9 protein-coding genes are annotated in these 15,591 nt (G+C 55.8%); 6 read left to right on the top strand and 3 right to left on the bottom strand.

The genetic code is table 11. The features are described 5' to 3' along the window. Position 1: 1 nt before the first annotated feature. From AK59_RS0100970 to ecpA, 3 genes are read right to left on the bottom strand one after another with little or no spacing between them, the layout of a single operon-like run. Positions 2 to 2,494: a TcfC E-set like domain-containing protein gene (locus tag AK59_RS0100970; RefSeq protein ID WP_029881795.1), complete on the bottom strand. Its 2,493-nt coding sequence runs from the start codon at positions 2,492 to 2,494 to the stop codon at positions 2 to 4. Between the two features lie 54 nt (positions 2,495 to 2,548). Next, positions 2,549 to 3,223 carry a hypothetical protein gene (locus AK59_RS0100965; protein WP_032618325.1) on the bottom strand — a complete coding sequence of 225 codons (675 nt, stop codon included), beginning with the start codon at positions 3,221 to 3,223 and terminating at the stop codon, positions 2,549 to 2,551. Positions 3,224 to 3,275: 52 nt separating this feature from the next. Continuing rightward, positions 3,276 to 3,860, bottom strand: coding sequence for a common pilus major fimbrillin subunit EcpA (gene ecpA, locus AK59_RS0100960; protein ID WP_013097898.1), 585 nt, complete (start codon positions 3,858 to 3,860; stop codon positions 3,276 to 3,278). A gap of 790 nt (positions 3,861 to 4,650) precedes the next feature. Here ecpA and AK59_RS0100945 point away from each other — a divergent pair. Genes AK59_RS0100945 through baeR form a run of 6 tightly spaced genes read left to right on the top strand, consistent with a single transcriptional unit; the run spans position 4,651 to position 15,588 of the window. After that, entirely contained in the window at positions 4,651 to 5,853 is a 1,203-nt protein-coding gene (locus tag AK59_RS0100945) for an MdtA/MuxA family multidrug efflux RND transporter periplasmic adaptor subunit (RefSeq protein WP_013097899.1), read from the top strand. Further along, positions 5,853 to 8,975, top strand: a complete 3,123-nt coding sequence (locus tag AK59_RS0100940; RefSeq protein ID WP_029881792.1) for an MdtB/MuxB family multidrug efflux RND transporter permease subunit — start codon at positions 5,853 to 5,855, stop codon at positions 8,973 to 8,975. The genes AK59_RS0100945 and AK59_RS0100940 overlap by 1 nt, the downstream gene beginning before the upstream one ends. Continuing rightward, a complete protein-coding gene (mdtC, locus tag AK59_RS0100935; protein ID WP_029881791.1) occupies positions 8,976 to 12,053 on the top strand; it encodes a multidrug efflux RND transporter permease subunit MdtC in 3,078 nt (1,025 codons plus the stop codon). It begins immediately after the preceding gene. Next, entirely contained in the window at positions 12,054 to 13,469 is a 1,416-nt protein-coding gene (locus AK59_RS0100930) for an MFS transporter (RefSeq protein ID WP_029881790.1), read from the top strand. Further along, the gene (gene baeS / locus AK59_RS0100925) at positions 13,466 to 14,869 is read left to right on the top strand and encodes a two-component system sensor histidine kinase BaeS (RefSeq protein ID WP_029881789.1); all 1,404 of its coding nucleotides are present in this window, start codon (positions 13,466 to 13,468) and stop codon (positions 14,867 to 14,869) included. The genes AK59_RS0100930 and baeS overlap by 4 nt, the downstream gene beginning before the upstream one ends. Then, positions 14,866 to 15,588, top strand: coding sequence for a two-component system response regulator BaeR (baeR, locus tag AK59_RS0100920; protein ID WP_013097904.1), 723 nt, complete (start codon positions 14,866 to 14,868; stop codon positions 15,586 to 15,588). Before baeS ends, baeR begins: the two co-directional genes overlap by 4 nt. Positions 15,589 to 15,591 lie beyond the last annotated feature (3 nt).

Here is a 15,591-nt window from a genome sequence, read left to right as displayed (position 1 = left end):
ATTACCTCTTCGCCATTGTCGATTGCAGTGCACATTTAACATCACCCACCCACGCGGCCCCCCTGGCTTTATCCAGATCCAAATCGGCTTCACAGATACTTCCATTAGCTGATACCAGGGTAATGATGGGATACTTTTTATCGATATCGATCGCAAACTCACCTTTCCCGTCAGTCCGAGTTTTGCCTATGTGATTATGGATATCTGTGTTCGCCGCCAGTTGCCCATCGGGATAGCGGACGCGACCAAATACGGTCACCATACTTTTCACTTCCGGTGCAACAACGCTCACATTCCCTGGATACAAGTTCATCGCGTGTTTGCGTCCGGAAACAATATCGAAGCTGTCTTCGGAGTTCCGGTCGTTCATAATTTCCAGTTTGTATTGCGCATACGGAGGGAGCGCAATAAAGGTCGATTTACCGCTCAACAGGTAATTGCGGTTATTGACTTTTGCTGCCAGTTTTCCATCGCCTGCCAGACCCGTTTTAACAATGATCCCCGAGCGTTGTCGCTCATTACTCAGACCAACATCACCGCCAGCCCAGGCTATTGCCCCGAGAGAAGAGAAGTTCATGTTAGTCGAGTTATCTGCTGAACGAGTGACAGAGACCGTCCCGGCGTTATATTGGGTGCTGTAACTGACATTGCCATTGACGGAATAATCGTTGCCGTAATTCTGCTCTCCGCTCAGGCGCGTCGAGGCAGAAACGCCTGCTGAGGTGATTGGGCCATCTTTAAACTGTTTACGAGCGCTGATATTGCCCTGCGTCGCACCGTAACGATCGCGCGATGCGCCCACACTTAACCAGGAGGCCAGTGGTAACGAGAAGTCCAGGCTGACATAACGCTCCTGACGACCGTCATCATTCGTGTTGTTATAGAAGTAGCGCTGTACACCCGCCCGCAGACCGACAGTGGCATACCGTCCGGCATAAAGTGTTGTGCTGTAATCTATATTGCGATACTTATTGCCTGAATAGCGGTTTTCCGTCTGGCTTAGCGTTAGCGATCCTCCGTGTGGAATAACGCTTCCCAGGTTGATCGTGCCGCCAATGGAGTAGTTATCACGTTCTTGCACCGGCAAACGGTCACCAATTTTGCTGTCTTCCCGAGAGGCCCACACTGAGCCAAATCCACCGGGTGCGCTGACATTCACATTGCTGACATTTCGCCAGGTTCCATCATTTGCCAGCATCGTTTGCGCACCCACACTCACGTATTCGTTCACATTTAACGTGATATCAGTTTCGTTAACCGCATTGGAATCAAAACCGTAAAGCGTTGACTTCATATTCAGGCCGGAAAGCACCGCCAGCGTCAGAGAAGCCGCGCCCCCTCCAATCCAGCTCTGTTCACTGCCTAAGTCACGGTAATGATTGCGCTTATAACTGACGCGATCGTAATCAAGCGAACCGCCAAAGACCTGCCATGAGATCTCATGCAGCCCCGCCGCCTGCTGGCGTGAGAAGATTTTATTTACGCGACTCATGCGGGTATTGACCGTGCGCCCATTGACGACAATATCCACCGTAACGTCGTACACCCCGTAAGGGAAACGGCTGGTGTCAATTTCGTAGCTGCCCATGTTAAAGTTCTGAACGCTCAGCAGGCGTCCGTCACGAAATACATGCACCTCCCCTGCTGCCGGTAAAAAGACCGTAATCGGGGTCAGCGAAAGGGAGGTATTTTCGACAACGGTGCTGCCTTTATTTCCGTAGCTTGCACCGTAGATTTTTCCGCCGTTTAAGGCGTTAAGACTGGCAATAGACTGGACATTCCAGGTATCAAGCATTCCTAATGCCAGGCGATAACCTTCGTAATCGCGCTCGTACATCGCCCGATAAACGTTGCTGGAACCATTACTTTCACCAATACCATATACCGAACCATTAATATTAAAATGGTGCTCACGAAGTGACGTTGTATTATCCAGCGTTAAATAGCTGCGGGAACTGTTGCCGTTTTGATAATCATTGTAATAGGTACCAAAACTGTAATTGAGCACGTTAGTTAACCGGTCAACGCTTGACGGACCTAACAAGGAGCTGCGCGCCACAACAGCCTCGGTCAACGCGTCCCTGCTGACGATCATCTCCAGGTGGAACGATGAAATGTTCAGTTGAAGACGTGCTTCAGGCGTAAGGGCAATAGCGGTGTTGTCCTTAAATTTCACATTGCCTATTTTTTCTACCATCTCGCGCGTTTTATCCGCCAGCACAGCATTGTTTGGCAAGTCAGAAACCATTATCGATTTGACTGTAATATTCCCGTCAACCAATGAGATCACCGCATCAGCAATTTTTTGCTGGCTTTTTTCGTCCGTCTCTTGATACCGAATAAACACCGGAACTGTCATCCCTTGCTCCAGAGAGCGCGCAAAAGTACCAGGAATGACATAATGACCAATTTTAACGGGGGCGGAATGAACGGCCCCTGGTGTTAACGCTAAAGAGAGAAATACACTCCCTCCAATAAAATATTTAAATGACATATGCATCCTTACACTTCAGCATTTTATTATTGGCACCGGTAATGGCGTCGTGCATTACTTCACTGTAATAAATTGCTTGCCATGCCAAATGCCAATACGAGTGCGGCTGTTTGATACATCGCTTTTTTGAAGCCTTATTTTGGTTCCAGGCATAACGTAATAGCGTTCCCGGCATCCCCGCCCCTGGTTCTGAGCGGGATCCTTACACACGCCATAGGCAATCACGCGGAAAGAGACATTGCCTGTGTTGATGATCAAATCGTCCTGACGACTGTAGTTGAAGCGCTCATTACGCGGAGCTACAACTAAAATAGTCCCAATTTCCGCTGAAGCCGTTGCCGTCGCGGCTTTGCCCGCTTTCGTTGCTGCGCTTTCGCTCACAGGTTCATCGATCCATTGCAGGCGATAATAGCGTTCTTTATCATCCTCTGGCCCTTTATAGAAAAAGCGGAAAACATCTTTCGCGTCGCCTGGAAGAATAAGGCTGGCGGGTGTAGACAGTAATTCGCCTGGATTAATGCTTATTTCGGTGCCATCAGGCAACGGTGATGAGAGTCGTTTCACCGTAACGCTGACATAGCGTGCGGAATTCGTCGTGTTGATAATCTCTTTCGATAATGAACTCTGCTCGGAAGTCATTATCGACGTGATATCACCCACATTAATTGCCCAACTGGAAAAAGACGTAGCGATCCCCGCCAATATGGCAAAGGGTAAATATTTATTCATCAGTACATTCCTAAGAAATTCGGGAGAAAAATCTCCCGAATTTTTTCATTCATTACGCAGGCGTGGTCCAGGTCGCGTTGAACTGTACTTTCACATCGCCTGTCCAGTAGCCATCAGGCAAAGCAGAATAGTCAGTGACAGCTGTTGAACCATCAGACGTCGCAGAGGCGATAGAGAACTTAAAGCTGGACTGATCGCTCACGCGTTCAGCACCGTTATAAGCACCGTCAGCCATCAGACTTTCCAGACCAGAAGTTGATGATGCATTAACCAGAACGGTTTCAGCGGAACTGGAAAGTGCATTACCGTTCCAGGCAACACCGACATCCAGAGTAGATGCATCGCCGCTTGCATTGGTTAGGGTATTGCTAATGACCTGTGCAGTCAGTTCAAAGTCGGTTGCACTTTCCTGTCCCTGGATCGTAATGTCAAAAGCACCATCCTGAGTATTAAAAGCATTCAGACCTTCCGCATACTGGAATGTCAGGGAGTTCAGCGGAGTAACAACCAGCATGCTAGTTGTATCTTTTGTTGCTGTAGCATCCCATGACGCAGTGGCAGATGCAGTAACATCAGCCATTGCATTTGCTGCTGCGAAAACAGAAACCAGAGAGGCCACCAGTAATAATTTTTTCATTTTCTTCTCCTAAGAACAAACGCGCAACCTGGCACTTTTCATAATAAGTAACCGGGAAGCTCCATTTAATTGCGAGCGAGAATTGCCGCGCCGAAAAATTATGTTCCGAGATATTGTTAACAGCAACAGCATGAAATTATCAAATCCTCAACATCATTAGGAATTTTCTTGTCTGGAAGATAAGTAAAAGCCTACAAATTAGAACTTAAAACCATAAAAATTCATAATTAAGTTTTTAAATCTAAAAAATAATCAAATTAAAGAATTTGCATCCATTCTTGCTTTTTGATGCAAATCAAAATTAAAAAAAGATTCAAAGGATTAAAAAACATTTCAAATCAATAAACTATGAAAACCCTCAGAAAAGAAAAAACTTGTTAAAAAAATGCTACAAAAACAACCCATTTTAGTAAAAAATGAAATATTCCTAACGCAAATAAATAAATCAAGGAAAATTCTTATACGCAACCTAAAAGTAATAACGCACGAGAAATTCATTATTTTCGTGGTTATTTATAAAAATAAGAATATTCCGCGAATAATATAAAAATCCTGGTATTCGAATGATACGGTTTATTTCGCGCATTTATCACAACGTGTTGCTGTTCTTCACCGCTTTCACTCAAAGCGATGAGATAGCATCTTATGCCCGTGCACACGGTGTCACATTGCCCTCTCCGCCATTCAGACAATTCCCGACAGTCTTCCATATTTCCTCCATTTTTCTGCCGACTGACCTGACTAAACTAGTATCATTCCCCGAAGTGTTTCAGGATGAGAACGTATAACGATGAAAGGCAGTCATAAATCCCGCTGGGCAATCGCCGCTGGCATCATTGTGGTGGTCCTTGCCGCCGCCTGGTACTGGCACACTCAATCCGCCGAGCCTTCTACTCCGGCAGGGGCCAGCAGTCAGTCAAAACGCCCTGCGGGCGGGGGTCGTCACGGTATGCGCGGCGGCGCGCTGGCACCGGTTCAGGCGGCCACTGCGGTGAATAAAGCCGTGCCTCGCTATCTCACAGGCCTCGGGACCATTACCGCCGCCAACACCGTCACGGTACGCAGCCGCGTCGACGGTCAGCTCATGGCGATCCACTTCCAGGAAGGTCAGCAGGTGAAAGCTGGCGATTTACTGGCCGAGATCGACCCAAGCCAGTTCAAAGTCGCCCTTGCCCAGGCTCAGGGGCAGCTTGCCAAAGACAAAGCCACGCTCGCTAACGCCCGGCGCGATCTGGCGCGCTACCAGCAGCTGGTGAAAACCAATCTGGTCTCTCGTCAGGAGCTGGACACGCAGCAATCGCTGGTCAGCGAAACGCAGGGCACCATCAAAGCTGACGAGGCCGCGGTGGCCAGCGCACAGCTGCAGCTCGACTGGAGCCGCATCACCGCGCCAATTGACGGACGCGTTGGCCTCAAGCAGGTCGATATCGGCAACCAGATCTCAAGCGGAGATACCACGGGCATCGTGGTCATAACCCAGACCCACCCGATTGATTTAGTCTTCACCCTGCCGGAAAGCGAAATTGCGACGGTGGTGCAGGCGCAGAAAGCCGGAAAGGGGCTGGTGGTGGAAGCCTGGGACCGTACCAACAAGCAGAAATTGAGCGAAGGTTCTTTGCTTAGTCTGGATAACCAGATCGACACCACCACCGGCACCATCAAGCTGAAAGCGCGCTTTAACAACCAGGACGATGCCCTCTTCCCGAATCAGTTTGTAAATGCACGCATGCTGGTGGCGACGGAAGAAAACGCGGTGGTGATCCCCACCGCCGCGCTGCAGATGGGCAACGAAGGCAACTTCGTCTGGGTACTGAACAGCGACAATAAAGTCAGCAAGCACCTGGTGAAAACCGGGATTCAGGACAGCCAGACGGTTGTGATCAGCGCCGGACTCTCTGCGGGCGACCGCGTGGTGACGGACGGTATCGATCGTCTGACCGAAGGCGCCAAAGTCGAAGTGGTTGAACCCGCGAAACAGGGAGCGAACTCCTGATGCAGGTCATGCCGCCAGGCGCAACAGGTGGGCCATCACGCCTGTTTATTCTGCGCCCTGTTGCCACCACGCTGCTGATGGTGGCGATCCTGCTCGCCGGGATTATTGGCTATCGCTTCCTGCCCGTCTCGGCGCTGCCGGAAGTGGATTACCCCACCATTCAGGTCGTTACCCTCTATCCTGGCGCCAGCCCGGATGTGGTGACCTCCGCCATTACCGCTCCGCTGGAACGCCAGTTTGGTCAGATGTCGGGCCTGAAACAGATGTCATCGCAAAGCTCCGGTGGGGCATCGGTGGTAACGCTGCAGTTCCAGCTCTCGCTGTCGCTGGACGTGGCCGAGCAGGAGGTGCAGGCTGCGATCAACGCTGCCACCAACCTGCTGCCGTCAGACCTGCCTAACCCGCCGGTCTACAGCAAAGTAAACCCGGCGGATCCGCCAATCATGACCCTTGCTGTCACCTCTTCCGCCATGCCAATGACCCAGGTGGAAGACATGGTCGAAACCCGCGTGGCGCAGAAAATTTCCCAGGTCTCCGGCGTCGGGCTGGTAACGCTGGCGGGCGGACAACGCCCGGCGGTGCGCGTGAAGCTTAACGCGCAGGCCATCGCTGCGCTGGGGCTGACCAGCGAAACCATCCGCACCGCCATCAGCAACGCCAACGTCAACTCGGCGAAAGGCTCGCTGGACGGCCCCACCCGCGCCTTGACGCTCTCGGCCAACGATCAGATGCAGTCTGCCGATGAGTACCGTCAGCTGATTATTGCCTACCAGAACGGTGCGCCGGTACGTCTGGGTGACGTCGCCACCGTTGAGCAAGGCGCGGAAAACAGCTGGCTGGGTGCGTGGGCCAACAAACAGCAGGCGATTGTGATGAACGTGCAGCGCCAGCCGGGCGCTAACATCATTGAAACCGCCGACAGCATTCGCACCATGCTCCCGCAGCTTATCGAAAGCCTGCCAAAATCGGTCACGGTGAAGGTGCTTTCCGACCGCACCACCAACATTCGCGCGTCGGTTACCGATACCCAGTTTGAGCTGATGCTGGCGATTGCGCTGGTGGTGATGATCATCTATCTGTTCCTGCGCAACGTACCGGCAACCATCATTCCCGCCGTTGCCGTGCCGCTCTCGCTGGTGGGAACATTTGCCGTGATGGTGTTCCTCGATTTTTCGATCAACAACCTGACGCTGATGGCGCTCACCATCGCCACCGGCTTCGTGGTGGATGATGCCATCGTTGTGATCGAGAACATCTCGCGCTATATCGAGAAAGGCGAAAAACCGCTGGCCGCTGCGCTGAAAGGTGCGGGCGAGATCGGATTTACCATTATCTCGCTGACCTTCTCGCTGATTGCGGTGCTGATCCCGCTGCTGTTTATGGGCGATATCGTCGGGCGACTGTTCCGCGAGTTTGCCGTCACGCTGGCGGTCGCCATTCTGATCTCTGCCGTGGTGTCGCTGACCCTGACGCCAATGATGTGCGCCCGCATGCTGAGCCATGAATCCCTGCGCAAGCAAAACCGTTTCTCTCGCGCCTCTGAGCGGATGTTCGAACGGATCATTGCCGCTTACGGCCGGGTGCTGGCAAAAGTGCTTAACCACCCGTGGGCGACGCTCGGCGTGGCGCTCGGCACGCTGGCACTCAGCGTCATGCTGTGGATCGTTATCCCGAAAGGCTTTTTCCCCATCCAGGACAACGGCATTATTCAGGGCACGCTTCAGGCGCCCCAGACGGTCTCCTTCGCCAGTATGGCGCAGCGTCAGCAGCAGGTCTCTGACATCATCATGAAAGATCCGGCGGTGGAAAGCCTGACCGCGTATGTGGGCGTCGATGGCACCAACCCGTCGCTGAACAGTGCGCGTCTGCAAATCAACCTCAAGCCGCTGGATGACCGCGACGATCGGGTCAACGCCGTCATTGAGCGGCTGCAAACTGCCGTGGCGCGCGTGCCGGGGATTGAACTTTACCTGCAGCCAATTCAGGATTTGACCATCGATACCCAGGTCAGCCGCACGCAGTACCAGTTCACGCTTCAGGCGACCAGCCTTGATGCGCTGAGCACGTGGGTACCGCAACTGGTCAACAAACTCAAGGCGCTGCCGCAGCTTTCTGACGTCAGCAGCGACTGGCAGGACAAAGGGCTGGCGGCATATGTGAATGTCAATCGCGATACTGCCAGCCGGCTGGGCATCACCATGTCCGACGTGGACAACGCGCTCTATAACGCCTTTGGTCAGCGCCTCATCTCCACCATTTATACCCAGGCGAATCAGTATCGCGTGGTGCTGGAACACAACACCGATAACACGCCCGGCCTGGCCGCGCTGGACTCGGTGCGCCTGACCAGCAAAGACGGTGGTATTGTGCCGTTAAGCGCCATTGCCAGCGTGGAGGAGCGTTATACGCCGCTGTCGATTAACCATCTCGATCAGTTCCCGTCCACCACCATCTCGTTCAACGTACCGGACAACTATTCGCTGGGTGAAGCGGTCGAGGCCATTCTGGGCGCGGAGAAAGAACTCAACTTCCCGTCTGATATTCAGACCCAGTTCCAGGGCAGCACCCTGGCGTTCCAGGCTGCGCTGGGCAATACCATCTGGCTGATCGTGGCTGCGGTGGTGGCGATGTACATCGTCCTCGGGGTGCTGTACGAAAGCTTTATCCACCCAATCACCATCCTCTCCACCCTGCCGACCGCCGGGGTGGGTGCGCTACTGGCTCTGATGCTGGCGGGCAGCGAACTGGACGTCATCGCCATTATCGGCATCATTCTGCTTATCGGGATCGTGAAGAAAAACGCCATCATGATGATCGACTTCGCCCTTGCCGCCGAGCGCGAGCAGGGCATGTCGCCGCGAGACGCCATCTTCCAGGCCTGTCTGTTGCGTTTTCGTCCGATCCTGATGACCACGCTCGCCGCCCTGCTGGGCGCGCTGCCGCTGATGCTCAGCACCGGCGTCGGTGCCGAGCTGCGCCGTCCGCTGGGTATCGGCATGGTCGGTGGTCTGCTGGTGAGCCAGGTGCTGACGCTGTTCACCACGCCGGTGATTTACCTGCTGTTTGACCAGCTGGCCCAGTGGACCAAAAGCCGCTTCCCGAAACGTGAAGAGGAGGCGTAAGTGAAGTTTTTCGCCCTCTTCATTTACCGCCCGGTGGCGACGATTTTAATCTCGCTCGCCATTACGCTGTGCGGCGTGCTGGGCTTCCGCCTGCTGCCGGTGGCCCCCCTGCCGCAGGTGGATTTTCCGGTGATCATGGTCAGCGCATCGCTGCCGGGCGCGTCGCCAGAGACCATGGCCTCGTCGGTTGCCACGCCACTGGAACGCTCGCTCGGGCGAATTGCGGGGGTTAACGAGATGACCTCCAGCAGCTCGCTCGGCAGCACGCGCATCATTCTGGAGTTCAGCTTCGACCGGGATATTAACGGTGCGGCGCGCGACGTGCAGGCCGCCATCAACGCCGCGCAAAGCCTGCTGCCGAGCGGAATGCCAAGCCGCCCGACCTACCGTAAAGCCAACCCGTCCGACGCGCCGATCATGATCCTGACGCTGACCTCGGATACCTATTCCCAGGGGCAGCTCTACGACTTTGCGTCGACCCAGCTGGCGCAGACGATCTCACAAATAAACGGCGTGGGTGACGTGAGCGTTGGCGGTAGCTCCCTGCCCGCCGTGCGCGTCGGCCTGAACCCGCAGGCGCTGTTTAACCAGGGCGTGTCGCTGGATGACGTGCGCTCCGCCATTAGCAGCGCCAACGTGCGCAGGCCGCAGGGGGCGATAGAGAGCAACAGCCACCGCTGGCAGATCCAGACCAACGACGAGCTCAAAACCGCCGCCGAATATCAGCCGCTCATCATCCACTACAATAACGGCGCGGCGGTACGTTTAAGCGACGTAGCCAGCGTCACCGACTCGGTGCAGGACGTGCGCAACGCCGGGATGACCAACGCCAAACCGGCCATCTTGCTGATGATCCGCAAGCTGCCGGAAGCCAATATTATTGAAACGGTAAACAGCATTCGCGCGCGTCTGCCGGAGTTACAGAAGACCATCCCGGCCGCTATTGATCTGCAGATTGCCCAGGATCGTTCGCCGACCATTCGCGCCTCGTTTGAAGAGGTGGAACAGACGCTGGTGATCTCCGTCGGGCTGGTGATCCTGGTGGTGTTCCTGTTTCTGCGCTCGGGCCGCGCAACGCTTATTCCCGCCGTTGCGGTACCGGTGTCGCTGATTGGTACCTTCGCCGCCATGTACCTGTGCGGCTTTAGCCTGAATAACCTGTCGCTGATGGCGCTGACCATCGCCACCGGCTTTGTGGTCGATGACGCCATCGTGGTGCTGGAGAATATTTCCCGCCATCTGGAAGCCGGGGTAAAACCGCTGCAGGCCGCCCTGCAGGGCACGCGCGAAGTGGGCTTTACGGTGCTCTCCATGAGCCTGTCGCTGGTGGCGGTATTCCTGCCGCTGCTGCTGATGGGCGGGCTGCCGGGGCGACTGCTGCGCGAATTTGCCGTCACCCTTTCGGTGGCTATCGGCATCTCGCTGATTATCTCGCTAACGCTCACGCCAATGATGTGCGGCTGGATGCTTAAGCGCAGCAAACCGCACTCGCAGCCGCGTCGTAAAGGGTTTGGCCGTTTCCTGTTGGCAATGCAGGAAGGGTACGGAAAATCGCTGAAGTGGGTGCTCAACCATACGCGGCTGGTTGGTCTGGTGCTTGTCGGCACCATCGCGCTCAACGTCTGGCTGTATATCTCCATCCCGAAAACCTTCTTCCCGGAGCAGGACACCGGCGTGCTGATGGGCGGCATCCAGGCTGACCAGAGTATTTCCTTCCAGGCGATGCGCGGCAAGCTGCAGGATTTTATGAAGATCATCCGCGAAGACAAGGCGGTGGATAACGTCACCGGCTTTACCGGCGGGTCACGCGTTAACAGCGGGATGATGTTTATCACCCTTAAGCCGCGCGGCGAGCGCAATGAAACGGCGCAGCAGGTGATAGACCGGCTGCGAATGAAGCTCGCCAAAGAGCCAGGCGCCAACCTGTTTTTGATGGCCGTTCAGGATATCCGCGTGGGCGGACGTCAGGCGAACGCCAGCTACCAGTACACCCTGCTCTCTGACGATCTGGCCGCGCTGCGCGAGTGGGAGCCCAAAATCCGTAAAGCGCTGGCCGCCCTGCCGCAGCTGGCGGACGTGAACTCCGATCAGCAGGACAACGGGGCAGAGATGGCGTTGACCTACGATCGTGAAACCATGTCGCGGCTGGGCATTAACGTTGAAGCCGCCAACAGTCTGCTGAACAACGCCTTTGGCCAGCGCGAGATTTCCACCATCTATCAGCCAATGAACCAGTACAAGGTGGTGATGGAAGTGGACCCGCGCTATACCCAGGACATCAGCGCGCTGGATAAAATGTTTGTCATTAACAACGACGGTAAAGCGATCCCGCTCTCTTACTTCGCCAGCTGGCGGCCCGCTAACGCGCCGCTCTCTGTGAACCATCAGGGGTTGTCGGCAGCGTCCACGATCTCCTTTAACCTGCCCACCGGCTCGTCGCTTTCCGAGGCCAGCGAGGCCATCGACCGTGCCATGACTCAGCTCGGCGTGCCCTCGACCGTGCGCGGCAGTTTTGCCGGGACCGCGCAGGTCTTCCAGGAGACGATGAATTCGCAGGTGATTTTGATTCTGGCGGCCATTGCCACGGTCTATATCGTGCTTGGCGTGCTGTATGAGAGCTATGTTCATCCGCTGACCATTCTCTCGACGCTACCATCGGCAGGCGTGGGGGCGTTGCTGGCGCTGGAGCTGTTTGGCGCGCCCTTTAGCCTCATCGCCTTAATCGGGATCATGCTGTTAATTGGTATTGTGAAGAAAAACGCCATCATGATGGTGGACTTTGCGCTGGAGGCTCAGCGTAACGGCAACCTGACGCCAGAAGAGGCGATTTTCCAGGCCTGCCTGCTGCGTTTTCGTCCGATCATGATGACCACGCTGGCGGCGCTGTTTGGCGCGCTGCCGCTGGTGATCTCCGGTGGTGATGGTTCAGAGCTGCGCCAGCCGCTGGGGATCACTATTGTCGGTGGGCTGGTGATGAGTCAGCTCCTGACGCTCTACACCACGCCGGTGGTCTATCTGTTCTTTGACCGCCTGCGGCTGCGTTTTTCACGTAAAGACAGAACTACGGTGACCGGGTAAATGACTGATCTTCCCAGTAACGTTCGCTGGCAATTATGGATAGTGGCCTTCGGCTTTTTTATGCAGTCGCTGGATACCACCATCGTCAACACCGCCCTCCCCTCAATGGCAAAAAGCCTGGGGGAGAGCCCGCTGCACATGCATATGGTGATTGTCTCCTACGTGCTGACCGTTGCCGTGATGCTCCCTGCCAGCGGCTGGCTGGCGGACAAAGTGGGGGTGCGCAATATCTTCTTCACCGCTATCGTGCTGTTTACCGCGGGGTCGCTGTGTTGCGCGATGGCGAATACGCTGGATCAGCTGGTGATGGCACGCGTTCTGCAGGGCGTCGGTGGGGCTATGATGGTGCCAGTCGGGCGACTGACGGTGATGAAGATCGTCCCGCGCGAGCAGTATATGGCGGCAATGACTTTTGTGACCTTACCAGGCCAGGTGGGTCCGCTGCTTGGTCCGGCGCTGGGCGGGATACTCGTGGAATATGCCTCCTGGCACTGGATTTTCCTCATCAACCTGCCGGTGGGCATTATTGGTGCTATCGCCACCCTGGCATTGATGCCCAACTATACCTTGCAGACGCGGCGCTTTGATGTAGTCGGTTTTCTGTTGCTCGCCACCGGTATGGCGACGCTGACCCTCGCTCTCGACGGGCAAAAAGGGCTGGGAATCTCCTCACTGACGCTCGCCATTCTGATCGTTATCGGGATGAGCGCCATTCTGTGGTATCTGTGGCATGCCAGAGGAAACGACCGGGCGCTGTTCAGCCTGACGCTGTTTAAAAACCCTACCTACCGGCTTGGCCTGTTCGGAAGTTTTGCGGGGCGCGTGGGCAGCGGCATGCTGCCGTTTATGACGCCCGTGTTCCTGCAAATCGGTATGGGCTTTTCACCGTTTCACGCGGGGCTGATGATGATCCCGATGGTGCTGGGCAGCATGGGAATGAAGCGCATTGTGGTGCAGGTGGTTAACCGCTTTGGCTATCGCCACGTGCTGGTGGCCGCCACGCTGGGGCTGGCACTGGTCAGCCTGCTGTTTATGGCTGTAGCGCTGATGGGCTGGTACTACGCCCTGCCGCTGGTGCTGTTCTGTCAGGGCATTATTAACTCCATGCGCTTCTCGTCGATGAACACCCTGACGCTGAAGGATCTGCCGGACGAACTGGCAAGCAGCGGCAACAGTCTGCTGTCGATGATCATGCAGCTCTCCATGAGCGTGGGGGTCACCATTGCCGGTTTACTGCTCGGCATGTACGGTCAGCACCATCTCAGCATCGACACGCCGGTGGCGCATCAGGTCTTTTTATACACGTATCTCAGCATGGCGGTTATCATCGCCCTGCCCGCTTTCATCTTCGCCCGCGTGCCGGATGATACCCGTAAGAACGTCGTTATCCGGCGCAGTAAAAGGAGTGGATCATGAAATTCTGGCGTCCGGGCATTACCGGTAAGCTCTTTCTGGCAATTTTTGCCACCTGTATTGTCCTGCTGATCACCATGCACTGGGCCGTGCGGCTCAGCTTTGAGCGCGGTTTTATCGATTACATTAAGCATGGTAATGAGCAGCGCCTGCAAGGTTTGAGCGATGCACTGAGCGAGCAGTATGCCCAGCACGGGAACTGGCGTTTTTTACGTAACAATGACCGTTTTATCTTCCAGATCCTGCGCTCGCTGGAGCACGATAGCGGCGATGACCGCCCCGGCCCGGGCATGCCGCCCCACGGCTGGCGCACCCAGTTCTGGGTGATCGACCAGGATATGCGCACGCTGGTTGGCCCTCGTGCGCCCATCCCCCCGGACGGCACCCGGCGGGCAATCAAAGTGAATAACGCTACCGTCGGCTGGGTTATCGCCTCGCCAGTGGAGCGCCTGACCCGCAACACCGATATCAACTTCGATCGTCAGCAGCGCCGGGCCAGTTGGCTGATCGTCATCCTCTCCACGCTGCTGGCCGCGCTTGCCACCTTCCCGCTGGCGCGGGGCCTGCTCGCCCCGGTGAAAAGGCTGGTGGAAGGCACGCATAAAGTGGCCGCCGGGGATTTCTCCACCCGCGTAGACACGCGCAGCCAGGATGAGCTGGGCAAGCTGGCGCAGGATTTTAACCAGCTCGCCAGTACGCTGGAGAAAAACCAGCAGATGCGGCGCGATTTTATGGCCGATATTTCACACGAGCTGCGCACCCCGCTGGCAGTGCTGCGCGGCGAACTGGAGGCCATTCAGGACGGCGTGCGCAAGTTCACGCCCGAATCCGTGGCCTCGCTGCAGGCGGAAGTGGGTACGCTGACCAAACTGGTAGACGATCTGCACCAGCTCTCCATGTCAGACGAAGGGGCGCTGGCCTACCAGAAAGCACCGGTGGATGTGATCAACATTCTGGAGGTTATCAGCGGGGCTTTCCGCGAGCGTTTTGCCAGCCGCAACCTGACCATTGACCTCTCCCTGCCGGACAGCGCGGTGGTGTTTGGCGATAAAGATCGTCTGATGCAGCTCTTCAACAACCTGCTGGAAAACAGCCTGCGCTACACCGACAGCGGTGGCGGACTGCACATCTCCGGCAGACAGGAAAACGGCCGTTTCGCCCTCACCTTTGCCGACTCCGCTCCCGGCGTGCAGGATGCGCAGCTGGAAAAACTGTTTGAACGTTTTTATCGCACCGAAGGCTCCCGCAACCGTGCCAGCGGCGGCTCCGGGCTGGGACTGGCGATTTGCGTTAATATCGTCGAGGCGCACAATGGCACCCTGCGTGCCGCCCATTCGCCTTTTGGCGGGGTTAGCATTACAGTAGAGTTACCGCTGGAACGGGATTTATCGAGAGAAGCATGACCGAATTACCGATTGACGAAAACACGCCACGCATTTTGATTGTGGAAGACGAGCCTAAGCTTGGGCAGTTACTGATCGACTATTTACGTGCGGCCAGCTACGCCCCGTCGCTTATCAGCCATGGCGATCAGGTGTTACCGTACGTGCGCCAGACGCCGCCGGATCTGATCCTGCTGGATTTGATGCTCCCCGGCACGGACGGCCTGACCCTGTGCCGGGAAATTCGTCGCTTCTCCGACGTGCCGATCGTCATGGTGACGGCAAAAATCGAAGAGATCGACCGACTGCTGGGACTCGAAATTGGCGCGGACGATTACATCTGCAAACCCTACAGCCCGCGTGAAGTGGTCGCCCGCGTGAAAACCATTCTCCGCCGCTGTAAACCGCAGCGCGAGCTTCAGGTGCTGGACGCCGAAAGCCCGCTGATTGTTGATGAGAGCCGCTTCCAGGCCAGCTGGCGCAGCAAGCTTCTCGATCTCACGCCTGCTGAGTTCCGCCTGCTGAAAACCCTTTCCCACGAGCCGGGAAAAGTGTTCTCTCGCGAGCAGCTGCTCAACCACCTGTATGACGATTACCGCGTGGTGACAGACCGCACCATCGACAGCCACATCAAAAACCTGCGCCGTAAGCTGGAGGCGCTCGACGCCGAACAGTCATTTATTCGCGCGGTGTATGGCGTGGGATACCGCTGGGAAGCGGATGCGTGCAGGATTGCATAGCTA

Origin of the sequence: Enterobacter sp. T1-1 (assembly GCF_000710795.1) — a bacterium.
GTDB lineage: Bacteria > Pseudomonadota > Gammaproteobacteria > Enterobacterales > Enterobacteriaceae > Enterobacter > Enterobacter cloacae.
The sequence above is the reverse complement of the archived record's forward strand: the minus strand, read 5'-3'. Positions and strand labels throughout refer to the sequence as shown.

Bases quoted from the DNA above. Each gene is read 5' to 3' on its own strand.
- AK59_RS0100970 (WP_029881795.1), bottom strand. From the start codon at position 2,494: ATGTCATTTAAATATTTTATTGGAGGGAGTGTATTTCTCTCTTTAGCG.
- AK59_RS0100965 (WP_032618325.1), bottom strand. From the start codon at position 3,223: ATGAATAAATATTTACCCTTTGCCATATTGGCGGGGATCGCTACGTCT.
- ecpA (WP_013097898.1), bottom strand. From the start codon at position 3,860: ATGAAAAAATTATTACTGGTGGCCTCTCTGGTTTCTGTTTTCGCAGCA.
- AK59_RS0100945 (WP_013097899.1), top strand. From the start codon at position 4,651: ATGAAAGGCAGTCATAAATCCCGCTGGGCAATCGCCGCTGGCATCATT.
- AK59_RS0100940 (WP_029881792.1), top strand. From the start codon at position 5,853: ATGCAGGTCATGCCGCCAGGCGCAACAGGTGGGCCATCACGCCTGTTT.
- AK59_RS0100930 (WP_029881790.1), top strand. From the start codon at position 12,054: ATGACTGATCTTCCCAGTAACGTTCGCTGGCAATTATGGATAGTGGCC.
- baeS (WP_029881789.1), top strand. From the start codon at position 13,466: ATGAAATTCTGGCGTCCGGGCATTACCGGTAAGCTCTTTCTGGCAATT.
- baeR (WP_013097904.1), top strand. From the start codon at position 14,866: ATGACCGAATTACCGATTGACGAAAACACGCCACGCATTTTGATTGTG.